The 23,870-nt window shown below is 42.8% G+C and carries 23 protein-coding genes; 12 read left to right on the plus strand and 11 right to left on the minus strand.

Going from position 1 to position 23,870, the window contains the following annotated elements:
- Window positions 1-181 precede the first annotated feature (181 nt).
- The 6 genes from Q5H80_RS05530 (at window position 182) to Q5H80_RS05555 (ending at window position 9,988) form a co-directional block, all read left to right on the plus strand.
- Complete coding sequence (locus Q5H80_RS05530; RefSeq protein WP_304569153.1) at window positions 182-4,474, plus strand: transporter substrate-binding domain-containing protein; 4,293 nt, start codon at window positions 182-184, stop codon at window positions 4,472-4,474.
- The gene (locus tag Q5H80_RS05535) at window positions 4,471-5,676 is read left to right on the plus strand and encodes an EAL domain-containing protein (protein WP_304569154.1); all 1,206 of its coding nucleotides are present in this window, start codon (window positions 4,471-4,473) and stop codon (window positions 5,674-5,676) included. Before Q5H80_RS05530 ends, Q5H80_RS05535 begins: the two co-directional genes overlap by 4 nt.
- Window positions 5,677-5,779: 103 nt before the next feature.
- On the plus strand, window positions 5,780-7,399 hold the full coding sequence (locus tag Q5H80_RS05540; protein WP_304569155.1) for a methyl-accepting chemotaxis protein: 1,620 nt from the start codon (window positions 5,780-5,782) through the stop codon (window positions 7,397-7,399).
- Window positions 7,400-7,411: 12 nt separating this feature from the next.
- Window positions 7,412-8,659 carry a hypothetical protein gene (locus Q5H80_RS05545; protein WP_304569156.1) on the plus strand — a complete coding sequence of 416 codons (1,248 nt, stop codon included), beginning with the start codon at window positions 7,412-7,414 and terminating at the stop codon, window positions 8,657-8,659.
- Window positions 8,660-8,670: 11 nt separating this feature from the next.
- Entirely contained in the window at window positions 8,671-9,066 is a 396-nt protein-coding gene (locus Q5H80_RS05550) for a phosphate ABC transporter substrate-binding protein (protein WP_017104256.1), read from the plus strand.
- 337 nt (window positions 9,067-9,403) lie between these two features.
- The gene (locus tag Q5H80_RS05555; protein ID WP_304569157.1) at window positions 9,404-9,988 is read left to right on the plus strand and encodes a TetR/AcrR family transcriptional regulator; all 585 of its coding nucleotides are present in this window, start codon (window positions 9,404-9,406) and stop codon (window positions 9,986-9,988) included.
- A gap of 187 nt (window positions 9,989-10,175) precedes the next feature.
- Here Q5H80_RS05555 and Q5H80_RS05560 read toward each other — a convergent pair whose 3' ends face one another.
- From Q5H80_RS05560 to Q5H80_RS05575, 4 genes are read right to left on the minus strand one after another with little or no spacing between them, the layout of a single operon-like run.
- Window positions 10,176-10,793, minus strand: coding sequence for a CDP-alcohol phosphatidyltransferase family protein (locus tag Q5H80_RS05560; protein WP_304569158.1), 618 nt, complete (start codon window positions 10,791-10,793; stop codon window positions 10,176-10,178).
- Window positions 10,783-11,433: an ATP-binding cassette domain-containing protein gene (locus tag Q5H80_RS05565; protein WP_304569159.1), complete on the minus strand. Its 651-nt coding sequence runs from the start codon at window positions 11,431-11,433 to the stop codon at window positions 10,783-10,785. The genes Q5H80_RS05560 and Q5H80_RS05565 overlap by 11 nt, the downstream gene beginning before the upstream one ends.
- The gene (locus Q5H80_RS05570; RefSeq protein WP_304569160.1) at window positions 11,399-13,099 is read right to left on the minus strand and encodes an ABC transporter permease; all 1,701 of its coding nucleotides are present in this window, start codon (window positions 13,097-13,099) and stop codon (window positions 11,399-11,401) included. Before Q5H80_RS05570 ends, Q5H80_RS05565 begins: the two co-directional genes overlap by 35 nt.
- A 5-nt stretch (window positions 13,100-13,104) precedes the next feature.
- Window positions 13,105-14,271 (minus strand): ABC transporter substrate-binding protein, encoded by a 1,167-nt coding sequence (locus Q5H80_RS05575; RefSeq protein WP_304569161.1) that lies wholly within the window; start codon window positions 14,269-14,271, stop codon window positions 13,105-13,107.
- A 398-nt stretch (window positions 14,272-14,669) separates the two neighbouring features.
- Between Q5H80_RS05575 and Q5H80_RS05580 the strand changes: the two genes are divergently transcribed.
- A protein-coding gene (locus tag Q5H80_RS05580) for an IS3-like element ISVisp4 family transposase (protein ID WP_304566376.1) occupies window positions 14,670-15,874 on the plus strand; the annotation gives its coding sequence in 2 pieces (ribosomal slippage) (window positions 14,670-15,057 and window positions 15,057-15,874; 1,206 coding nt in all).
- 52 nt (window positions 15,875-15,926) lie between these two features.
- Here the strand turns inward: Q5H80_RS05580 and Q5H80_RS05585 are convergent.
- Window positions 15,927-16,373 carry an META domain-containing protein gene (locus Q5H80_RS05585; protein ID WP_009846444.1) on the minus strand — a complete coding sequence of 149 codons (447 nt, stop codon included), beginning with the start codon at window positions 16,371-16,373 and terminating at the stop codon, window positions 15,927-15,929.
- A gap of 191 nt (window positions 16,374-16,564) precedes the next feature.
- On the opposite strand from Q5H80_RS05585, the gene Q5H80_RS05590 reads away from it, so the two are divergent.
- Both Q5H80_RS05590 and Q5H80_RS05595 read left to right on the plus strand, forming a co-directional pair.
- Window positions 16,565-16,825 (plus strand): DUF1289 domain-containing protein, encoded by a 261-nt coding sequence (locus Q5H80_RS05590; protein ID WP_304569162.1) that lies wholly within the window; start codon window positions 16,565-16,567, stop codon window positions 16,823-16,825.
- A 109-nt stretch (window positions 16,826-16,934) separates the two neighbouring features.
- Window positions 16,935-17,102, plus strand: coding sequence for a hypothetical protein (locus Q5H80_RS05595; protein WP_165886743.1), 168 nt, complete (start codon window positions 16,935-16,937; stop codon window positions 17,100-17,102).
- Between the two features lie 73 nt (window positions 17,103-17,175).
- On the opposite strand, the gene Q5H80_RS05600 is transcribed toward Q5H80_RS05595, so the two are convergent.
- From Q5H80_RS05600 to Q5H80_RS05610, 3 genes are all read right to left on the minus strand, one after another.
- Window positions 17,176-17,478, minus strand: coding sequence for a thiamine-binding protein (locus Q5H80_RS05600; RefSeq protein WP_017065764.1), 303 nt, complete (start codon window positions 17,476-17,478; stop codon window positions 17,176-17,178).
- A 143-nt stretch (window positions 17,479-17,621) separates the two neighbouring features.
- On the minus strand, window positions 17,622-17,843 hold the full coding sequence (locus Q5H80_RS05605) for a hypothetical protein (RefSeq protein WP_009846448.1): 222 nt from the start codon (window positions 17,841-17,843) through the stop codon (window positions 17,622-17,624).
- A 251-nt stretch (window positions 17,844-18,094) separates the two neighbouring features.
- Window positions 18,095-19,333, minus strand: a complete 1,239-nt coding sequence (locus Q5H80_RS05610) for a DEAD/DEAH box helicase (RefSeq protein ID WP_304569163.1) — start codon at window positions 19,331-19,333, stop codon at window positions 18,095-18,097.
- Between the two features lie 210 nt (window positions 19,334-19,543).
- Here Q5H80_RS05610 and Q5H80_RS05615 point away from each other — a divergent pair, with 210 nt between their 5' ends.
- Together Q5H80_RS05615 and Q5H80_RS05620 are read left to right on the plus strand one after the other, a co-directional pair.
- Window positions 19,544-20,170 (plus strand): LysE family translocator, encoded by a 627-nt coding sequence (locus Q5H80_RS05615; protein ID WP_304569164.1) that lies wholly within the window; start codon window positions 19,544-19,546, stop codon window positions 20,168-20,170.
- Between the two features lie 250 nt (window positions 20,171-20,420).
- Window positions 20,421-20,777 (plus strand): PilZ domain-containing protein, encoded by a 357-nt coding sequence (locus tag Q5H80_RS05620; RefSeq protein WP_304569165.1) that lies wholly within the window; start codon window positions 20,421-20,423, stop codon window positions 20,775-20,777.
- A 138-nt stretch (window positions 20,778-20,915) separates the two neighbouring features.
- On the opposite strand, the gene Q5H80_RS05625 is transcribed toward Q5H80_RS05620, so the two are convergent.
- Together Q5H80_RS05625 and Q5H80_RS05630 are read right to left on the minus strand one after the other, a co-directional pair.
- Window positions 20,916-22,040: a M14-type cytosolic carboxypeptidase gene (locus Q5H80_RS05625; protein WP_304569166.1), complete on the minus strand. Its 1,125-nt coding sequence runs from the start codon at window positions 22,038-22,040 to the stop codon at window positions 20,916-20,918.
- A 138-nt stretch (window positions 22,041-22,178) separates the two neighbouring features.
- Window positions 22,179-22,454 (minus strand): nitrogenase-stabilizing/protective protein NifW, encoded by a 276-nt coding sequence (locus Q5H80_RS05630; RefSeq protein ID WP_304569167.1) that lies wholly within the window; start codon window positions 22,452-22,454, stop codon window positions 22,179-22,181.
- 194 nt (window positions 22,455-22,648) lie between these two features.
- Here Q5H80_RS05630 and Q5H80_RS05635 point away from each other — a divergent pair, with 194 nt between their 5' ends.
- The gene (locus Q5H80_RS05635) at window positions 22,649-22,852 is read left to right on the plus strand and encodes a TIGR02450 family Trp-rich protein (RefSeq protein ID WP_304569382.1); all 204 of its coding nucleotides are present in this window, start codon (window positions 22,649-22,651) and stop codon (window positions 22,850-22,852) included.
- Window positions 22,853-22,890: 38 nt separating this feature from the next.
- Here Q5H80_RS05635 and Q5H80_RS05640 read toward each other — a convergent pair whose 3' ends face one another.
- Window positions 22,891-23,628: an HAD-IIB family hydrolase gene (locus Q5H80_RS05640; protein ID WP_304569168.1), complete on the minus strand. Its 738-nt coding sequence runs from the start codon at window positions 23,626-23,628 to the stop codon at window positions 22,891-22,893.
- Window positions 23,629-23,870 lie beyond the last annotated feature (242 nt).

Consider the following 23,870-nt stretch of genomic DNA (forward strand, 5'->3'; position numbering starts at 1 on the left):
AGTAGCCGATTGGATTATTAATGTTTGTATCAATTAGTTACACTTCATTTATAATTCAGGCACTCAAAGAGTGGCAATCGATTGCGTTAAACAAAACTTATATATTGTTCAGTGCAAATTAGTGAGTCGAGACTGTTAATAAGATATAAGGTGCATTGATAAATAAAACTCTAGGTTATTCATGTTCCGCACTTTTAATCTACTTTCTCTACTTATTCTTGCTTTTTCCGTATCCTTTAATGTTAAGGCCAGTGGTTCCATTACGATCGGAGTTCAAACATCAGGCTTTTCTCCATATGTCGTTGTAGAGGGGGGGGAGGTTTCGGGGCTGTTGCCAGAATTAACTAACTTCTATGCAAGGGGGGAGTTGAATGGCTTGGAGTTTGTCGGTTTTCATTCGCCTTCTGAGTTAAACAACGTACTTAAAACGGAACAAGTTGATGCCATTATTACGGCTGAACAAAATGTTTCTAGTAGCGGTGTTATTTACTCTAAACCTATCTTATCTAGTCGAATGGTTAGCCTAAGTAGTGAGCCTATTGAAAGCCACTTATTAATGAAGGGACGAAACCTCGCTTATTTTGAAGACTCGAGTAACGCGTCTTCTGTGAAATCGCTTCTCCCATTTTCTTCTTTTAAGTCATATTCATCCTATCAAACCGCGATTGCTGATGTTGCTCGAGAGAAAGCGCTAGCAATTGTTGATGATGGGGTATTGTTACACAGTAAGTTGATGAATAGCCCATATGAGTTGTTTTTATCTGTTAACTTACATGATGACTTACCGTTAAATAATTATGTTATTGCCTTGCTTGACACTCCTGAAAATAGGAAGTTGTTGGGGATTATCAATGCCTCTATAAACCAAGAACAATCAAGCAAACTTGTTAATATTCGTAAGAAATGGCTGAATGAAATACAAAGACGTTTGCTGTTAGTCGTTAGTAAAAATAAGCTGCTATTAACTGAAAAAGAACAGCAGTTCCTCCTTTTTAATCCGAACATATATGTATCTGCTACGGCTGACTCTAAGCCTATCTCTTTTGTGAATAGTGAAGGCAAGCACGATGGTATTTCAATTGATATATTGGACGAAATATCCCGACTCACGGGATTAAATTTTATTTATGAAAACGATCTAGATTTACAGGGCAACCAAGCTCACCCGTTAACTCTACCCGTAATTCATACTAAAGCGACGCCTTCTGCTAGCGGCGATCAGCATCACCTCTATTCTAAACCTTTCATGGTTGAGCCATGGGCACTTGTTGGTAAAAGTGATACGAGTAAATTGGCGGTGTTCGGTGAATTAACGAAGAGCTCCATTATTGGCACCATAAACGACAGTGTCGGTATACAGCTTGTGAAGCGTTATTGTGAGGCTTGTCCGATTAAGACATATGAGTCGGAATCACTTTTACTGAATGCAGTGGATAAAGGAGAGATAGATTCAGCGATGCTTTCGCTCTATTTAGCGTCTCCTTTATTACAGGGTCAGTATTCAGGGTACTTGCGCGTAACAAGCCTGCTGTCTAAAGACAATGACGTTCCAGTAACCTACAGTGTCGAAGCTGACCAAGAAGTGCTGAATAATATTATTAATAAAGCACTGTTCGCTATTCCCCATCACAAGTATCAGCAGATCAAGAAGCATTGGTTAGATGTGTCTTATGAATCGGGTGTGGATACGGCAGATGTTATCTTGGGTGCTGCAATTTTGGTCTCTGTAGCATCGGTTCTCATTATGCTTGTTATGGCTTGGAGCTGGAAGCTAAGACGTGAAGTTGAAGACCGGAAGCGAACTGAATCCGCTCTCAAACATCAAGTGGAGTTCGAGCGTTCGCTGCTGAATGCAATGCCGTTCCCTATTGTTGTGCGTAACTTGGATAACCAGATAATCAGCCTGAACAGTGCCGCGCAGCAGCTTACCGGCTTTGATGTTATCGAAGGAACCATCGTTAATAACTCTGATGAAGACACAATGATTCATCACGGGGTTGTTTTACCTCGCCTAGAAAAAGAAGTGACTTCGCCGCTAGGTATTAAACACTACGCGTATTGGAAGTGCCCTTATATTTCTAACGGGAATATCGAAGGTTCAGTGACAATTCTTGATGATCTTACTGAGCTTTACGAAGCTAAGAAAGTAGCTAAAAGTGCCGATGACCGAGTGCAGAAACTGGCCAATAATTTACATGGTGCTGTTATACAACATATTCAGCCAAAGCGGAGTCTTCATGACATTGAGTTCGTGTTTATCAGTAATGGCATAGAAGAGCTGTTGGGGCTTACTCCTGCTCAACTGCGCCGGTCTCCAATAAGTTTTTTTGCTCCGCTCAATGCTCAAGACCGTCGAACCTTAATTAAGAGGGTACGTAGCGGTAATAAAGAGGGGAAACTAAGCCTTGATATTGGGGTTAATATTGATAATCAAAATCGATGGCTCAATCTGCAGAGCAAGATTTCTGATCTTGGCGATTATTATGAATGGGACTCTGTTCTTACTGATATTACGGAACTGAAACAACAGCAAGAAGAGCTAACACAAGCAAGACAAAGTGCAATAGCTGCCACAGAGGCAAAGTCTCGATTTTTGGCAAACATGAGTCATGAAATCCGCACTCCGTTGGGGGGGATTGTTAGCTTATTGGAATTGTCTGAGCAATATGAAGTTGGTCATGAAGTTCAAAAAATCCATACAACGCTGAGCCAATCTGCGAACAATCTACTGCATATTGTTAACGATATTCTCGACTTCTCAAAAATTGAAGCGGGTAAGTTGACCCTAGATTATCAGCCAGCAAGCCTCGATACATTGACTCTTAGAGTGACTCAGTTACAGGCAAGGCAAGCTCACGCCAAGGGGTTACAGTTTAAGTTTTGGTTAGACCCTGAGTTGAATGATTCGGTATTGATGGATGACATTCGTATTGGGCAAGTGTTGAATAACTTGTTGAGTAACGCCATTAAATTTACTGAATATGGAACGGTTGGCTTAACGGCAAAGTTAATCAGTGTGAAAGGTGATCAGCAACAAATTTGTTTTGAGGTGTTTGACAGTGGTATCGGTATTAGTGAAGAGCATATTCGAAACCTGTTCCAACCTTTTGTTCAAGCCGATGAAGGAACTACGAGGAAATATGGTGGTTCAGGCCTTGGTTTGACTATCTCCAAGCAACTTATTGAACAAATGGGTGGCAGTCTTAACGTAACGAGTAAGATCAACATTGGTTCAACGTTCTCTATTACGCTGCCGCTTAAAACACTCGCTGAAAATAACAGGGCGGACATGAATGGCAAGGTGGCGCTACTTACCAAAACGTTCATGCAGCAATCTGAATTGGAGAACTATCTAACATCTTGGGGTATTAAGGTTATCTCAAAGAATGTTCAGGCGACTAAAGATCTCGCACACTGGGTCGATACCATTGAGCCTGATTTTGTGTTTGTTCCTCATGAGTTAGATCAGAGCATTGATACGTTCGCCGAAAGCGTACAGTTTATTTGTGTCAGCGAGCAAGGAATGCTTTCGCCTGCACCTTGTAAATTGGGTTGGAACCTATCTGCAAACCCATTGCTGCCTTCACAGTTGATGCACTGTTTACACAACTGTCCTGCGTTTGTGGAAGATGTTGTCCAAGATAATAATAATCTAAAATTGAGTACTGAGTCGCGCGAGTCCGCCAAACAGAATCAAAGACTTATCTTAATAGCGGAAGATCACCCAATCAATCAACAGATTATTCTTCAACAAATTGAGCAATTAGGTTTCCATGCCGACATGGTAGATAACGGCAAGGAAGCACTTGTTGCCTTAGACAATGAAGATTATGGGCTGCTAATTACTGATTGCCACATGCCAGAGATGGATGGGTATGAGTTAACAAGGCAGATCCGAGTAAAAGAGCAGAGCCAAAACCAACCTCGTCTTCCGATCATTGCGTTAACCGCAAACGCTGTGCAAGGTGAAAATGATAAGTGCTTTGAGATTGGTATGGATGACTTCTTATCAAAACCAACCAAATTAAGGGTGATTGGCGACACCATAATCAAACATCTTGATAAGGTGCAATCTGTTGTCGATAAGCCTTGTATTAGTTCCTCGGATCCTAAAAGTGAGCCGAGCTCTGCTCCGATTGATCTAGCCAACTTAACCGAATTGTTTGGTGACCAAGAGCTCGTCATGCAGATCATCACTGACTTTATCAAGAGCCATCAAGCAGACATGCCTTTGCTTCAAGCTGCGTGTGAACAGCGAGATCTCGAAGCCATTAAACAGGTTGCTCATAAGATGAAGGGAGCTGCAAAAATGGTAGGCACAGAGGAGATTGCCAATCAATTGCAAACAATGGAATTGGTCTCCTTAAGTGATTTAGATGGTATTCAAGCACATTACGATAACCTCGAACAGCTGACGAACCAATTGAAGACTTATTGTTCAGAAACAATCAAACCAGTTAAGGAGCTATCATGAACCAGCATGTTGTAGTGATAGAAGATCACCCTTTTCAATTGAATGTAATGGTGATGGTTTTAAAGAGTTTAGGCATGGAGAATGTCCAGCCTTTTGAATGTGGATGTAAGGCTTTAGAGTTTATCGAAACCTCTTCTGTCGATCTGATCTTATGTGATCTGAATATGCCGATGATCGATGGTATCGAACTCCTAAAACGCCTTGCAGAGGCAGACTTTCAAGGCAATATCATCATCACTAGTGCGGAAAGCAAAACAGTACTCGATGCCGCAAGAAAGATGTGTAAAGCGTTTAATCTGAATTTACTTGGTGTTCTTGAGAAACCAATAGCAAAAGAGTCTCTGTCAAAGTTAATTAACCTTAACTCTAAAAAAGAAGTCACAACTGTTAATCCCAACAGTGAAATCGTTATTACGGATGAAGAGATAGCAAAAGCGGTAAGCAACCAAGAATTTATGTTCTATTACCAACCGATAGTGTGTATCCATAGTGGTGAATGGCGAGAAAGTGAATCGCTAATTCGATGGCAGCACCCTCGTTATGGTGTACTCAGCCCTTTTTTCTTTTTGTCTCGGTTACTTGAGTCAGGAAAAATGGGAGAGGTGATGAAGTATTTAATCAACCAAGCGATCAATGAGAAGTCATTTCTCGGAGAGCGGAGATTTGCAATAAACCTAACAGCTAAAGATATTATTGACGGTGATATTGTTGATTATATCTTCGCTTTGATCGACCAAGGTGAACTTGAGACAGAGCAGATAAAATTGGAATTAACAGAATCTGATTTAGTTGAAAGTGTCGCTCTTGCTTTAGCGTCCACCACGAGGATATGCATGCGCGGTATTCCCCTGGCGATTGACGACTTTGGAACAGGTTACTCTTCACTCAAGCAATTAGATGACCTGCCATTTTCAGCACTGAAACTGGATATCGACTTTGTGAAAAACATTCAAAGCAGTCGTTCAAGCCATGCCATTGTTCGCGCTACTCTCTACTTGGCTCACTTATTAGAACTGAGTACGGTGGCAGAAGGGGTTGAGGATCATTCTCTTTGGGCGGATATGCGTGAAATCAGTAATGTTGACACATTGGTTCAGGGCTACTTTATTGCTCGTCCAATGCCTGCTTGTAAGCTATTAGAGTGGAAAGAAGACTGGGACAGAAAAATTAAAGAGCTCAACTTAATTAAAGAAATTAAATAAGCGGGCTTTGAACATAATGGTAAATTTGTTTAGTGAATGTGTTCGCTATTAAAGATGAACAAACGTTACCATCAGCTATAACCAGCGCTAATAAAAAAAACTTATGCTATTGTCTCGCTATATCAACATTAAAGTACAGTTTATTGTACTGCTCTCAATAATTTCTCTTAGCTTAGCTGCCATTATCTCAATAAATGTCTTTATTCATAATGATAATAGCCAGCGCCTCAAGCAGTTAGAGTCAAGTTACTACCCTGCACTAGAGCATGCGACGAAAATATATTCTCTTTTACCTAACGTGAAGCAACAGTTTGAAGCTGCCGTCGTTATGGAGGATGAGCAAGCTCTCGATTTTGCACGCCAAATTTCTTCCGAACTACAAGTTGAAGCGAGCCGTGGTGCCGATGTTTTATCTTCGCAAGCGACAGCCTTTAATAAACTGTCACAACAACTAGCAAGATATACGGATTCTGCATACGCGCTGAGCGAAGATTTTATTAATCTGAATGATTCTTTCGAGAATCTGACCTCCAGAGCGAACCAACTTAGTACTGAATATGATTCATTAGTTGCGTTAAGCGAGACGTTACGTTCATCGGCGAGTCAGAAGGTAGTAGAGACCATCTTGCATTCTGAAAAAGCCGCAAACGATGCTGCGAATCAATCTATTTGGTTAGGTGTGTTCTTTTTAATTTCTGTGATTTCTGTTGGTTACGCAATCTTCAAATCGGTTATTAGCTCAATATTACTAGTGACAGAAAAGATGAAGGCGATTGCGACAGGGGATGGTGACTTAACGGTGCGCATCGACTATGCAGGAAAGGATGAGATATCAACACTTGTTGAGAGCTTTAATCAATTCATTGAAAAGCTACAAGGTATTATCGCGAGTACGCTAAGCATTGGGCATGAGCTCGAGGTTGTCAGCGACAAGATTCGTAGCGAGTCGAATCAAACCTTGGCTCTAAATAGCACTCAACGTGATCACATCGAAGAGGTTACCGAGGCGGTCAATAATATCATCGACCTCATTGAACAAGTTGTTAACTTTGCATCGCATGCAGATTCTCAAGCTCAAAAAGCCAATTCTAGTGCTCAAACAGGAACACAAGTGGTTCTTAAAACGAGTAAAGAAATTGAAGAGCTTGCGACAAACATCCGTGATACGGCCTGTAAGTTGAAAGAACTCGATCAGAATGCAAGCAATGTTGGTTCAATACTAAACACAATACAAAGTGTCGCTGAGCAAACGAATTTGTTAGCACTTAATGCTGCAATTGAAGCTGCGCGAGCTGGTGAACATGGCCGAGGCTTTGCTGTTGTTTCCGACGAAGTACGCGTGTTAGCGAATAATACTCAACAATCCGCAACAGAAATTAATGCCTTGTTGGTCGACCTTAAGTCTGGCTCGAACGCTGCTGTTGGCGCTATGGACCAAGGCTTAGCGAGCTCGTCACAGGCGGTTGGAGACGCGCAAAACGCGGGTGACTATCTATTAGAAATTAGTGGCCAGGTAGAAGAAATTACCGAGCTCAACAAACAAATTGCAAGTACTACAGAGCATCAAGCTCGTGCTTCAAAACAAATCCACACCCATATGGATGATTTTAGACAGTGCTCTCATCAAGTGTCTCAGTCGACAGATCAACTCGAAGCTCTAAGTCACCAACTGAGTGGCATCGTTACAGAGCTGAGTAAATCAACATCACAATTTAAAGTATAACGGAGAACAACAATGACTAACTCCTCTTTTCGCTTATTGCCGTTAGCGGTAGCACTTGCGACTTCATTCGCTGCACACGCTACAGATGAGCAAAAATTGGCTGAGCTTGAGAACAAGGTCGCTATTCTTGAAGCAAAAGAACTAAATTCAGTCGCTGATAAATTTAGCTTCAATGGTTTTGCGTCTTTGAACATGCAACTTGGTAACAATAGCCATGGTTTCATGAAGTCACAAAACAAAGTACGCTTTGATGAAGGTTCTCTAATTGGTTTGCAAGGTGAGTTTGAAGTTAACGACTCTACTTCAGCTGTAGTGCAAATGGTTGCGCGCGGTAACAAGAAAGAAAACTGGACACCGGATGTTGAGTGGGCATTTCTAAGCCACAAAGTAACACCAAATTTGACAGTCCGTGGCGGTAAGCTACGTCTTCCTCTGTTCATGTACTCTGACTACCTAGAAGTGGGTTACGCTCAAACAAGCGTTCGCGTTCCTAGTGAAGTTTATGGTTCTGTGGTTCTTACGTCACTTACTGGTGGTGATTTCATCTATGACGTTGAACTAGACGACAGCACAGTATCATTCCAAGGGTTCGTAGGTTCACAAAAGCTTTCAGCGTCTAAGCATAGCTACAATGCTGATACGCAGTTTGATGATATCGCTGGTGGTGTAATCAACTGGACAGATGATACTTGGACGCTACGTGCGGTATACGCTCAAGCTGTGGTAAGCTCAACGACAAACTGGAACACAAACAACAAGTCTCTTCTAAATACAACGTTTAACGATGAAAAAGCGAAGTTTTACGGCGTTGGTGGTCGATACGACAACGGTAACCTAGCGCTTGTTTCAGAAGTGACTCGTACCACGGTTGAGGGTTTCTACCACGACGTAGATTCTGCTTACCTTACCGCTGCGTACCGTGTTAACCAATTCACACCTTACGTAACTGTAGCGCACATGGAAACGACGGACGATGCAGAGCGTAACAACCAAGTAAAACGTGCAGGCGCAAACTTTAAACAAAAACCCACTCTATCAGCGGCTTATGCTTACGGTTCAGCTGTAAAGGTTGCGAGCAACATGAATATCCAACGCACAACTTACAGCATCGGTACTCGTTGGGACTTCATGCCTAATATTGCGCTTAAAGGTGATATTAGCTACCTAACTAACTTCGGTTCAACGAATGGTGGTGTTAACGCACTATACAAGAACGAAGACAACATCTTGTACACAGTTAAAGTTGACGCTGTATTTTAAGGAAGAGAATTATGTTTAAAAAAGCATTGGTAGCCGCTGCTCTTCTTAGCAGCATGAACGCTTTCGCTGGTTTGGTTGTTGTTGGTAATCCATCAATGAGTGAGCTTGACGCTTCAACAGTTAAAAAACTGTATCTAGGTAAAGCAAAGTCTCTACAGATTGAAGCGGTAGACTTGGAAGACGGTCACCCACTTAAGGGTACTTTTCACCAAGCAATTACAAAGAAGACAGAAGCACAGCTTCAAGCTTACTGGGCAAAGCGAGTATTTACGGGTAAAGGTCAACCACCTAAAGCTGTAGGTCAAGAAAGCTTAGCGAAAGACATGGTAGCTAGCTCTTCAAACAAAATTGCTTATATCGATGACTCTTTAGTTGATAGCTCAGTTAAGGTTCTTCTAAAGCTCTAATCTTGAACTATATAGCACAAGCTTGAGCTTTAAAGTGAAGGCTTGAGCTGTAAAGTGAAAGACTGACGTGTGGCGCTCAAATTGGGCGCCATTCTTACATTGGCTTACATTTGGCTGAAACTCTCTTACTTACCGCTTACACTTTTCCCTTAATATCCTATCTCATTGTTTTAAAAGGCGAACTTGCTGGTTGTTTTTTGTCCGGCATTCTAAAAAAACCAAATTTTTTATATTTTTATGCATTTTACTTATTTGATGTAAAAGTGGGCATATTGAGATTATTGGTTTGGGTTATAGAATGGGCGGGTAATATAAAAAAGTAGGAGGGGATACAATCATGATGCTAAATGACAAAAGAACGAAAATCTTGAGCTCAGCAGAAAAGCTATTTATTTCTCAGCCTTATAGTAAAGTCTCAATTCGATCTATTGCTAAGTCTGCGGGTGTTAGCCCCGCGTTGATTCTTTATTACTTCAATAACAAAGAACAATTGTTTGATCAGCTCATCGAAGAGCATACAAGTCGCTTTCAAGACCAGTTCTCAAAGTATCAGAGAGTGGATGGAATACAACTACAACACTTACTTTCTGAACTTATCGAGTTTTGGGAAGCTGCGCCTAACATCTTTTTATTATTCACTTTTGGCGGTAGCTCGTATAACTACGACAATGTTCAACGACTCAAAGAGTCAAAGTTCGGTTTCACCTATAACAAAACTCTCGAAAATCTCCTTTATTTAGTTGATGGCTGTAACGAGTCGAATTTTCATTATTACCAGATGTTGGTTACGTCGCTAGTCTCTCAACCATACCTAGCAAACAGGCAACAACAATACAACAATGACAGTTCTGCGTTTAACCTTATGCAATACCAAGAAGTTATAGCCAGCTTATTTAAAGAAGAGACTCGCTTTGCTTACTAAACAACTGCTTATTAAATAACTGTTTATTAAGTAATTGCTCACTAAATGATTCTTCATAAGTTGTGTTTTGGGTTTTAATGGCTAATTCTTAGAAATACGTTATGAAAAAAAGCGCCGCTCATTTGAGTGGCGCTTTTTTATGAGGAATACAGCCTCTAGTCGGGACTGTTAACACATAAGCAATAGGCTACTCAGTTTGATTTTTGAGTGTCTGAAACCCAAAATAAATTCGCATGAACGTAGTTAGCCAACACGCAGCACCAAAGGTGTAAGCGATAATCGCAAAGTGTTGAGGCCAAATACAGAACGCGATGAAACAGGCGATGGTTTCTGTGCCTTCGGTTAGCCCTGACATGTAATAAAGAGACTTATGTTTATAAACTGGGTTTTCAATGCCTCGTTTGCCAGCCATAACCGCAAACGCTAAAAAGCTGCTGCCTGTGCCGATAAAAGAGAAGATCAAAAATGCACCGGCAATGGCGTTGTGTTCTGGGGTGGCTATGACAAATCCAAAAGGGATCAGCGAGTAGAATAGGAAATCTAAGCTGATGTCGAGGAAACCACCCGCATCACTGATGCCTTGGATTCGAGCCAATGCCCCATCAAGCCCGTCACACACTCTGTTGAATACAATAAACCCTAAAGCCCATTCGTATTGCTGAAATGCCAACGCTGGAAATGCTAAACACCCGATCAGAAAGCCAAATAGAGTGGTTTGATTAGCAGTGATACCGAATTGATTCAGTAACTTTGCGGATTGGTTCAATGGCCACTTAATGACCTTGATGGAGTACTTATCCAGCATTATGACTTCTCCATGGCCAAGACAGTACTTGCGCCCCTTGAGGTACATCTATTTCGTCGTGCGTCACCATTAATGTCGGGATATTCGCTTTCGTCAATTGTTCAAACACCCAGTCACGAAATTGTGCTCTTAACTCTTGGTCTAGTTTGCTGAACGGTTCGTCAAGCAGGGCTAGCTTAGGCTTTGCTAACAACATGCGAGTTAAGCTTATTCTTGCACGTTGGCCACCAGATATTTGATCGGGGAATGACTCAGCTAAGTGAGTTAGCTCTATGTCTTTTAGTGCAGCCATCGCTTGCTGTTGACGAGCCGAACCCTTAACTGAATTAGGCAGAGAGAACGCTAAGTTCTCCCATATCTTGAGGTGAGGGAACAGTAAGTCATCTTGAAATAGAATACCGACTTCACGTTGATGTGATGGCAGGTCGTCTAGCTGAATGTCGTTCAAAACAACGGTACCAGAGTATGAGAACTCATCATTAAGGTGACCCGCTACGGCGTCTAACAACGTCGACTTTCCGCAGCCACTCGGTCCCATCAAAGCCAGTACTTGGCCAGATTCTAATGTTACGTTTAGCGCTGAGAACAGCGTATCTCCATCGGTTTTACGGATGGCGAGGTCGTTGAGGTGCAGACTCATTCGTTAGAAAACCTTTAAAAGTAAGACGGCGATATCTGAGTTGAAGTCGGCTGACCAATATCGCTAAAGAGAAAAAGAACAGAGGCAATAAGGCTTGCCAGATAGCATAAATTGCAGTCACCCTGCGGTCGAAACCACTGGTAAGGGTAACGGCTTCTGTGGTGATTGTGCTAATACGGCCCGCGCCGAGCATCAAGGTGGGTAAGTACTGAGCCAAACTCACGCTGATCCCGACCGCCCAAGCAAAAGCAACGGCAGGAAGTAATATCGGGAGCTTGATGGAATACCAGCTTTGAAATGGTGATTTACCCAAGCTCAACGAGGCTTTTATCAGGCCGTCATTGAAGCTTTTCCAAGGGCCATCCAAAGACAGATACACAAACGGGAAAGCAAAGAAAACATGCGCCCAAATTACCCAAAACTCATAGGCGTTGCTGCCTATGTATAGGGTGGTGACTTGCATGCCGAATAATACCGAGAGTTGAGGTATCAACATTGGGATAGCGATAATGAAGCCCGGAACTTGCCACTTGTATTTTATTCGGTATTCGTGAGCAACCAACGCGAGTAATAAAGCAACGGAAGCGGCAATCAGACCAATCCATAAGCTTTGCCCAACAGTGCTCATGATGCCATCCCACTCAAACTCCCAGAAACGCATGCTATATCTGCTAGGGAGTAGGTCAGGGAAACGCCAACGCCGCGCAAAACTCCAGAAAATCATCAACGGAATGATCATCAGTGACAAAGCTGCAAGAGCTGTGAATACAGTTTTCCCCGGCAAGTTAGCCCCTGTTCTGCCCGAATATTGCCAAGTTCGAAAGTACTTAAGAATTGCCCACTCGATTAAACGTGCTAAGGCGATGATCAACGAAGCTAAAGCAAATAAAACGATCGCGCCAGCTGCCGCTCGTGGCAATAGGTTAAGGTCAGGATCGTTGAACCATTGCCATACCAAAACGGCAAAGGTCGGCGGGTTGGTTGGGCCAATGATCAGAGCAATATCGACAACCGACACGCTGTAAGCAAGCACCGCCAACATAGGGAAGCGAAGCTTGGTAAACCATTGTGGGAGAATACACTTCCACCAAATCTGAGCACGGCTGTAACCGAGTGATGCACTGACCTTAGTGATACGTTCTACATCGATTTGCTGCAGTATCGAAATGCTCATCAGCAACAAGAAAGGAACTTCTTTGAGTGCGAGCATAATGATCAGGCCAAACGCATACGGATCTTTTACTAGCAGCGCTAATTGAGAACTCGTAGCCGACTCGCCAAGTAAATGATGTACGGCTCTGGCACCGAGACCCGTAGGGCTAAACAGAAAAGCAAAGCCGATAGCGAAAGCCACATGCGGAATGGCAAGCATTGGCGATAGCGTTAGCTCAATTTTTCTCCAAAACTTGTTTCCCCAAGAAGCCTGAAGAATGCAAAAGGTAAGAAAGCAGGCGATGTAGCTGCTTGCGATCGCTGATCCTAGGCTTAAGCCAATAGAGTGCCAAGCCCCTTCCCATTGAAAGACTTGGCTAAAACCGTTGAGTGTTGGTTCCTCTAAACCTAGGGGCGGGATGAAACTCAGTGACGAAGCCACGACTCCCGCTACCCCAGGAATGGTTGGGATAATGCACACAGCTATAACAACAAAATATAGAGCGCGTAGCATGAATTTTAGTTACCGTATCGCTTAAGCCACTCTTTCTCGAGCGCGTTTTGCCAGCTAGGGTGTGGTTCATCAATCGATTTAAATTGCTGGGTATTTTTAGCGCTACCGGTCAGGTATTTGCTGCTCAACACTGAAGGATCACCCCAAACATTGAGGTCGCCTTTGCGCGATTGTGCTTCTGGGCTCAACAAGAAGTTGATGGCTACCTGAGCGCCAGCGGTTGCATTGGCATTCCAAGGAATCGCAAGGAAGTGAATGTTAGACAGAGCGCCGCTTTCTACCGCATAAGCCTTGGTGGTTTCCGCTAATCGGCCGCTTGCTTGTGCTGAATAGACAGAGTTTGGGTTAAAGGTAATCGCTAAATCGAGCTGACCATCATCCAAAAGTTGGATACTTTCCGATGTGCCTGCTGGGAATTGTTTGCCACCGCGCCATGCCACTTTATGGAATTTATCTAAGTAAGCCCAAAGTGGTGCGGTAACCTCTTGGAAGTCCTCTTCCGAAACAGGCTGAGCAAGCGCAGGGCTGTTGTTTGTTAGCTCAATCAGTAGAGACTTAATGAAGCTGGTGCCATGAAATTCAGGTGGGCGAGGGTAGCTTAAGCGGTTCGGGAAAGCTTGAGCGTAGCTCAACATCTCTGAGAACGATTGTGGCGGATTGTGCAGCGTCTCTTGGTCGTGTATGAACACAAGTTGCCCAACACCCCAAGGTGCCTCTAAACCTTCTGTCGGCTCTGAGAAATCGACATCAATTGGCAGAGACTTATCAACATATTGCCAATTTGGAAGTGACTCAGTGAATGGCCCAAACAACAGCGCATTGTCTTTCATCGAGCGGAAGTTCTCACCATTAATCCAAACGATATCGACACTGCCTTCACTGTTCTTGCCTGCGGCTTTTTCTGCAAGTAGTCGAGTAGTCGTTTCAGCAATGTCGGTTACTTTTACATGTTTTAAGGTCACACCGTAGTCACTTTGTAACTCCTTGCCTGCCCATTGTAGGTAACGATTGATTTCTTGGCTTCCGCCCCAAGCGTGAAAGTAGACAGTTTGTCCCTCTGCCTGCTGTTCTATTTGGTTCCAGCTACTGGTTGATGTTGCTTCATCTGCGTAAATGCTTGCGCTGTATGCAACGGTTGCCATGATTCCTAACGTACTTACTATCTTGTTCATAAACTTTTCCATTTGGTAGTGAACGGGCAAGAGCATTGTAATTTCAAATCCCCTAGGGCGTGTTGGCCTTTCGTGGCTAACGAAAGATCAACACGGCCTAATAGTTATTCTATCTGTTTCTGAAATAAATTCTAATTCAACAGTAAATTCAATCAATTACTTAAGGGCTCTTACCATCCTAGCAACAGACCGTTGAACTGATGAATTTATTGCACTCAAATGATAGATTTTTTAGGTTTATTGGGGTTTGGTACAAAAAGTAAGCGATGCGTGTCAGTTTTGAAGGCGTCATGAGTGTAAGAAAGCAATAAAAAAGGAGCCATCAGGCTCCTTTAATCAATATTTTGTACCGTCCTAAATATGGTTGACACATTTCCAACATGAAATTGGAGAGTGTCATGAAAACAACAAGTAGACGTACTCAACGAGATTATTCTCTTGCCTTTAAATTGGCAGTCGTAAGCCAAGTTGAAAAAGGCGAAATGACTTATAAGCAAGCTCAAGAACGTTATGGGATCCAAGGTCGCTCTACCGTTTTAGTTTGGCTTCGCAAACATGGTCAACTAGATTGGTCTAAAGGAATAGAACAATCGAGAGCGTTAGGAGCGACTATGTCAAACTCTTCCTCAACTCAAACCCCAGAGCAACGAATCAAAGAACTCGAGCAGCAATTAGAAGAAACTCAGCTCAAAGCTGAGTTCTTTGAAGCGGTTGTAAAAGTCATGGATCGAGATTTCGGAGTCCGAATTTCAAAGAAGCGCAAGGCCGAGTTATTAAGGAAAAAACGGTCAGAAAGTTGACCGTTACTAAAGCTTGTCACTTCATAGGTATTACACGACAAGCTTTCTACAAGCGCTGTGTTGCAGAAATTCATCAGACAAAGAAAGATGAATATGTGCTCGGTTTTGTGAAGGAGCAAAGGATGATGCATCCTCGAATAGGGGCTCGTAAGATCAAGTATTTACTTGCTCAGAACGATATTGAAATCGGGCGAGACCGCTTATTCTCTCTGCTGAGAGTGAATCGATTATTAGTACAGAATCGAAGGGCTTACCATCGAACCACAAACAGTAATCATCGCTTTTACTGCCATCCAAATCGAATCAAAGAAGGCTTAATACCGGAAGGACCGGAGCAATTATGGGTTGCCGATATTACTTATCTAGCAACGCGGCGTGGTAGTACTTATCTCAGTTTAGTGACGGACGCTTACTCAAGAAAAATCGTGGGCTATCACATAAGTGATGATATGAAAGCTCACACGGTCAAGCAGGCCTTTTTAAACGCGCTGAAAGGGCGGAAGAATACAGGTGAGCTTGTCCATCACTCAGATAGAGGTGTTCAGTACTGCTCTGTTGAATACCAAGAGTTGCATCGACAGTATGGTGTATCTTGCTCAATGACTGATGGCTATGACTGTTATCAGAATGCGTTGGCAGAGAGGGTCAACGGAATATTGAAGATGGAGTATCTGTTGAATAAGCCTAATGATTTAGATGAAGCAAAGAAAATGGTCGCTGAATCAGTAAAAATCTATAATGAATATAGGCCTCACACAGCTCTAAAATACAAAACGCCCGATGAAGTACATCGAGCGTTTTAGTCAATCAAGTGTCAACCCATATCAGGACGGGTCATTTGGTTTCGATGACGAATTAGTTTACCCAGTCACGAATTGTGTACGTTAGCGTGTGTACATCGTTTTTCAGTACTAGCGTATCGTTTGTTAGTGTTACGTCGCTCCACTCGCTTAGAGTAGCAGAAACCGATTGTTCGATTTCCATCGCAGAGCCGTGACACATTTTCATTGTCATGCCCATTTGCTTAATGCGGAATTGACCGTCTTTTAGTTCGCCTTGACCGAAGAAGTTGTTACAACCAGCCATGCCGTTTGCCGTCATCTTTTCGCCGATCTCTAGACGAGGTGTCGCTTGGTGTTCGCTTTTCTCAATGTTCTTGCCATCAATTTGAGCAAGTTCCCAATTATGGTGCTGTAGATCGGTTGGTGTTACTTGCATCGCGTTATCACCTGTTGTTGTGCATGCTGCTAACATCATAGGTAAAGCGGCTACTGCTAGTAATTTTTTTGAACTAAACTTCATATTATAAGGCTCCAAAGGAAAGAACGAAGTTACCGAATAAGTGTAACTTGATGGGTTCAAAGTATAGTTTACAAAACACTATATGTGTCAGTATAAGGTCATAGTTTAGTATGGATTTCATGAGCTAGGCGACAAATTAATCGCTTATTTTTGAGATCGTAAGCGTAATTTTGAATGTGTAAGGAGGCGCGGTGGAGCAGTTAGAGTTTTTCCAAGTTCCAAGCCCTTGCGTTGGGGTTTGCTCAAGCGATGACAAAGGCTACTGCAATGGCTGTATGCGTAAAAGGGAGGAGCGCTTTAATTGGATGCCGATGACGCCGTCAGAACAGTTACACGTCATAAAGCTGTGTCGTCAACGCTATAGAAGAAAAATAATGAAGCAAAAAAACTTGGTTGGTAAGTCGGTCGACGAAGAGGGAAATACAAGTCCCCAAAGAGATCTTTTCGGCTAAAGAGGAAGTATTGAAATTTTATTTAACCTAGAGGTAACCATTACTTTACATAATGGTTGGGGTGTAATATTAAGGTAGGTACCTTTGTACCTGAAGGAGTGGTTTCGGTATGAATAAAAAGAACGTAAAACTCAAAAAAGAGCCAGTCAAAGCACTGGATCGTAAACCGATCGGGGCGAAAGATGACCCTGAAGAGGCTCCGCGTGATTGGCATTCGATGTCAGAAGAAGAACGAATGGAAATCCTTTCTCACCTTTCAGACATGCCTTTTCAATAACACCATTGGTTCTTCAGAGTCTTTCTTAACCCCCTGCTTTCTTAAATAAACAGGTTGCTAAATAAACAGGTTACTAAACAAACATGTGATTCGCTTTCGTTACACCACGATGATACGTGCAAAATGTATCATCGGCTTCGGTGGTTTTACTGTGAATTTTAATGTTTGTGATCACTTCTACAGCTCCTGCATCGTAGCAAGCTTGCTCCGCTTTTTTAACGATATCGAGCAGCTGATTGAGTTCACCTTTCATCGTGGTTTCCATCGCACCGACTTGGAAAGGCACATCGGCAGCTTTCACAACTTCAATGGCTTTATCAACCACTTCGAAGTTGTTGCCTTCTTTAACGCGAGGGATCACTTGGAAGGCAACCATCACTTCTTTTTCTCTTTTTAACTCAGACACTTTCTGCTTACTCTAGGATAGGGAATTGTTGCAGATGATAGGTTAATGCAGATATTAATTCTACAGCTAACGATGCTGTTCTATCGACTATATCAGTGACTAGAGGTGTCGGCTTACTTGCTACCCCAATGGTCGCTAACCCAACCACCAATATGTTCATCAAAATGACTGCCACTGAATCTCTGGTTACGCTCCACCGAGGTGTCACAGTCATCTTTGTTGTCTATTAGGTTTTGTATGTAGTTTGCCATCGGGTCATTAGAACGCTGACGATCTCGGCGAGTAGCCACTTCCTTAATCAGTTGTAATCGATATGTAGAGCTTGCACGTTTCATTTCAATGACCTCCTGGTTTTTAGACACTAATAGAAAAATCTAGTTGTCAGATATAGGGGCGTCAACGTGATTTCAGAGTATTTTTTTTGAGCAACCAAGAATCAATACCTTGGCATCATAATTCATAAAAGTGTCATTTAGGTTGGTATATTTATGGAGGTTTGAGGGCGTAAGTTTGTATTTTGGTCCTGCTAATATGAGATGAACCATAAAAAAGCCCAGTGCAAACTGGGCTAATCGATTTTCTGTGGTTACTTTGAAGAACTTGGTTTGCTCTTAAATTGCTTAACACTCTTCTTTTTTGCGGTTCTTCGGTTAGCCATTTTGTCTTTAGGCGGACGTTTGCGAGCTGTTGCTTCAGATGCAGGCTTGTCTGTAACAGGGAAACCTTCTAATGCTTGTAGCACAAGAGGTTTATTGGTTAGAGTACGAATCGAATTCAGGTAGTCAGTTTCGCTGTGGCTAACCAGAGAGATCGCGCGACCAGTGCTTCCTGCTCTTGCTGTGCGACCAACTCGGTGTACGTAAGTCGCCGAATGCGATGGCAAATCAAAGTTAATTACGACAGGTAGTTGATCAATATGGATGCCTCTAGCCATAACGTCGGTGGCGATAAGCACACGAGTCTTGCCATTTTTGAAACCCTCTAATGCTTGCTCTCGCTCTTCTTGGCTCTTATTTCCGTGTAGCGCATTCACACTGATTTTGGTTTTATTCAATCGCTTGGTTAATGCATCTGCATTGTCTTTTACGCCAATAAATACCAATACTTGCGACCATGTGTGCTGATTGAGTAGGGCGATCAGCGCTTGAGCTTTACTGCCTTTGTTCACTAAGTACAGAGTTTCTTCAATAGCCGCGACCACGCTGTTTTCTTGGTGTGTCGTGACTTTAACTGGATTAATAAGAAGCGCCTCAGTCTGACTGATCAGCTCTTTTGGAAGCGTAGCCGAAAACAGCAGTGTTTGATGCTTTTTAGGAAGAGCAGAAATAATGGTTTGAACATCGGGCCAAAACCCCATGTCGAGTAAACGGTCTGCCTCATCAAGAACTAAAGACTTGCATTGGGTTAGATCTAGCTTGTTCTCTTGAATAACAGCATGTAGGCGGCCAGGAGTTGCGATCACGAGTTGTGGCTTTTCTAACAATTGCTGTTGTTGACTCTCGATATCAACTCCACCAGTCAGTATCACCGTTTTGATATCAAGTGTGGTTGCGATGGGTTCTAGTGCTTTGGCTACTTGAGACGCAAGTTCTCGTGTTGGAACGATAACAAGCGCTTGCAGTTCATTTACATCATGCTTGATGTTGTTCAGCAAAGGTAAGCCGAATGCCAACGTTTTTCCGCTACCCGTTTGAGCCAACGCCAGCACGTCTTTCCCCGCAATAATTGTAGGAATTACCGCTTGTTGTATCTCTGTCGGTTGATCGAATAGAGAAGGGATGGCTGCGACGGTTTTTGGGTTAAGGGTTAGGTTATCAAATGACATAAATGAACCAAGTATCAAAAGGGAGGTGGAGTCTAACAGGGCTACAAATGTTAGAAAATCAGTTTTGTAACGTTACACGATAAACACTCTCATTATATGCGTGAATTATGTATGTTAGCCATACGTGATAATTAAGCGTTTATCATATTGTAATAGCATTGAATGGACGTACAATGTCCGCCCTAAAAATGTTCATGAAATGAGTTCTAAATGAGTTGGGACAGTATATCGCTGTTTATTGTTATCGTGTTTTTTATTGCCATTATTCCAGGCCCTAACGCTTTGCTGGTATTAAGTACAGCCTTAACTCAAAGGAAGCTATTTGCATTTGTGAACGTGTTGGGCGTGTCATGTGGTTTCTTTTTTCACGCCTTTATCTCGGCCAACGGCATAAGTTTGTTATTGTCGAACACCCCAATGGCCTTTGAAGGGCTTAAGTGGGCTGGGGTTTTGTATCTTGTCTGGCTTGGGTATAACCATTTTTGCGCGGCAATGCGTGCTCAAGAGGGCGTACTTTCTGTGGTCGGTGCATCGGGAAGTAAGCTATATAATCAATTTTTCAAAGGGTTCCTCACTAATCTACTGAATCCTAAAATCGTCCTGTTTTATCTTTCTATATTTCCTCAATTTGTTTCAAAAGATATGATTGTGACAGACAGTCTGGTGCTTGGTGGGATTCAGGCGACAGTAGTGTCGATGTGGTTCTTGATTGTGATCTTAATGGCGGATACGTTCAAGCGCTTGTTGGTTCAAAAGCGAACCTCACAAATGATGAACATTGTTTGTGGTGTGCTATTTGTGGGCTTCAGCATTCAACTAGCATTGTTTCAGCTCTGAGGTAGTGTTGCTAAGAATTGGGCATATACCATACTCCATCCAGCTCTCATTTTTTACTGAATCCTCAAGAATTTTAGAGTCTCTTAATAAATGGCTAAAGCATTGCTATGTAAAGTCGATATAATGGACAGTCATCAATTGGATGAATGTGTATGTTTCGAGCTTAGATTTGAAACAGAAAACAACGGATAGTTAGCTTGTTCATTTTTACCAAGAAACAGAAACATGAAACAAAGATAGGAAGTCATCGATGAGTGAAGAGTCATTCACCCAGAAACGTGAGTATTACCGCCTGAAATATCCCAAAAAGGCGCGCCCGGTGATACGAATCAAAGATGAACTTTTTCATGTCAGTGAAGTTTCTGAAAAAGGCGTGCGCTTGATTATGAGTAACATCATCCCGGTCTATCGAGGCTACTCCATGACAGGCACTTTATGGTTGCATGGTAATAACAGCATTGATATTCGTGGTTCTGTATTGAGACAAGAAGGTGATGAAGTGATCGTTCTGTTATCACAAGGCCCGAGTTTCAAAGATATGGTGGCTGAACAACGATACATTAGGCAAAGGTACCCGGTTTTCTTCGCGAATCTCAGAGTGGCATAAGCAAAGCATCTAAACGCCTAAAACCCAAATGACTCATAGTTATCTGATATAAAAAGCCCAGCACTTTGACGAGTGCTGGGCTTTGTCATCTATATGAACAAACTACTTCTAAAGACAAACTAATGAGTTTGCTTTGTCTTATAGCTCGTCTACTGTTGCCCAAACTGCTGCTAGCATGTCGTGACCAAATGCAACACTGCGCTCTGGAGACCAACCGTACAGTTCGTCAGCGTGGCTGATGTGATCTTTAAATGGCATTTCGACAGTGTAAGCCAAACACTTGAACTGTTCGCCGATCCAGTTTGTACCGACTGTCATATTTGCCTTGCCTGGTTCGTCTTTATCGTAACCAAATTCATCTTGGAACTCTGGCGTGATAGTCAAAAGAGCTTGCTTGAAGTGATTCTCTAGTTTTGCAATACGCTCATTGTATGAAGGCGTACCTTCGCTACCAGCAACAAAGTTATATGGAATCGCTTCGTCACCGTGAATGTCTAGACAAAGGTCAACGCCAGTTTCTAGCATACGCTCGCGAACAAGGAAAACCTCAGGGCTGCGTTCCATAGAAGGTGACTGCCATTCACGGTTTAGGTTAACGCCAATACCGTTAGTGCGTAGGTGACCACGGATGCTGCCGTCTGGGTTCATGTTAGGAACAACGCGGAATACAACGCTGTCTAGAAGTGAGCGACCAACTGTGTCTGTTTCATCAAGCAAGCGTTGTAGCAGACCTTCGATCAGCCATTCAGCCATGGTCTCGCCCGGATGTTGGCGACCAATAACCCAGATGTTTTTCTTCTCTGCACTTGGCTCACCGATGGTTAGCAAAGTGATGTCGTTGTTATCTAACGTATGGCCCAGAGTTTCTAGCTTACAAGCAGGGTGCGTTTGAGCACTGTGCAGGAGATCTTGATGACGATCGTGTGAATACGGTGCGAAGTACGCGAAGTACATTGAATCGTGTTCAGGGATGATATCAAAGCTTAATGTATCGCCATCGAATTGAGATGGAATGCGGAACCACTCTTCACGGTCATACGATGCAACCACATCATAATCTTTCCAGCCTTCAGGGTAGGCAGATGTTGCCAATTGGCCGATTTCAAAGTGGTGAGCTTGTTGAGCTTCACTTTCTAAGCGGAAATGAAACCATTGTGCGATTTCAGTTTGGTTATCCGCTGGAATAGTCAGTTGAATGTTTTGTGGTGAATCTGCTGAAACGACGTGAATGTTGCCGCTTTCGAAGTTGCTGAAAATTTTCATTGTAGTTTTTATCTCGTAGTTGAGTTGCCGTAAGGTTAGCACACTTTTTTTCGAGCAAACCACTAACTAAACCGTAATAAGATGTTATTTCAACTATCTATTTCTTTGTTATCTATGTTTAAGCGGCCTGATTTTTAACTAGCGGCGCTGACAAGTGGTACATCCACGACAGGCAGAACGTGTATAGCGATCCAGCTTACTGCGTTGCACCTTACAGTACGCGTTTTTCAGCGCTCTTCTTCCAGAAAACCAATCATCGGGTTTTGACAGAATCAGATAACCATTGAAGCGCTTCACAAGCTCTATTCGATTTTGGTTGATGAACTTGCTATCAAAGCCAATTTCGAAGTAATCAAGCGCTTGTTCAATCGAAGTAAAGCTCGCTATTTTTTGTTGGAACTCTGTTTGGCTCATGAGGAGTTTGTTTGTGAACTGGTGGCAACTATTATACCGAGTTCACGATTTGTGTTATTGATTTTAGTTATGACTTACCTGGGTATGAACCGTAGACTTTCTTAACTTGAAATGATCTTTTTAACTCTTTGAGGATTATAGATAAAGTACTAACGAACAGTAACAACTACCCAGCCAGATAGGGGAATCAATGAATCAATCCAAAGAAACTACTTCGCAGTAAATGGACGGCCGTTAGCCCAGTAAAGAAAGAAAAGCACTTTATGATCACGGAGGTCGAATTCGAAGAAGAGGAGGTCATTCGTTGTTTGATAGAAGCGGTGATGACCAAACGAGAAGAAGACATTAACTGGCGCGATCTAACCGATAAGGATCATTGGCTTCCTAGTTGGAAATAAGTGTATCAAGTAGAGGCGATCTGCTTGATACACTTGTATTAATTACCCGACGCAGCACGCTCTTGCCAGTATTTGAGGCCTTCTAACACACCCTCAGCATGCGTTGCTCTGCTGGTGTATACGTTATCTCGATCGGACAGGTGAGCGATCTCAGGGTAATGATTCGCGACCAATATTGAATTTACGCCATCTATGGTTAGCATCGAGGTGTCGTTCGCTGAATCGCCAGCCACGCACACTTCTTCAATGCTTAACTGATGTTGTTTAAGTAGATGATGAATCGCTGTGGCCTTGTTGACACCCTTAGGCGTGATATCGAGGTACCAATCGTGAGAGTAGGTGAGGTGTACATCTAATCCGTGCAATTCCAAGCTCGATTCGATCAGCTCATGTTGAGGCTCTGAGAGTTTTCCTTCGAAAGTGATCTTGTAGTCTCCTTGATGGCTTTCTAAGCGTTCTCCCATGAAATCGAGCGGGGCAAGTGCGGACTCAACCTTTGACTTGTTCCAAGACGCTTCTAATTGATTGTGCCAGGTGTGATCCGGTGTTTGGGAGTGTTCGTGGTGAATTCTCGTGCCTACGTCGCTGATAATCGTGTGTGGTTTCGGGTAGTTGTCAGAAGCTAAACCCACACGAATTGAGGGCAGTGTTCTACCTGTCGCGATGATAAAGCGGATATCCGGTTGCTTTGTTAAGTAGTTAAACAACTGCTCAACCCCATGAGACGAGCCGCCATCAAGCGTTCCATCAAAGTCACACACCAGCATTTTTATCATTCTAATACCTGTCCTTTTATCCGTCCGAAAGAGTGTCCAGTCTTTAGATAAAGAATGGATCGGCAATGTGTACTCTACAAGTTGTCTTACGGCCTGGATAATCGACTTTTGACAGTTTGCAGCAAGTATCACAGTTGGTGTTATGTCTTCTGTGTAGGAGATGATGGTATCAATCCGGACTGTGCCTAATTGACGGATTCTATCCAGATAGCCCTTCATATGTGTGTAAAAGTCATTAGGAA

Origin of the sequence: Vibrio sp. SNU_ST1 (genome assembly GCF_030563405.1) — a bacterium.
Lineage (GTDB): Bacteria > Pseudomonadota > Gammaproteobacteria > Enterobacterales > Vibrionaceae > Vibrio.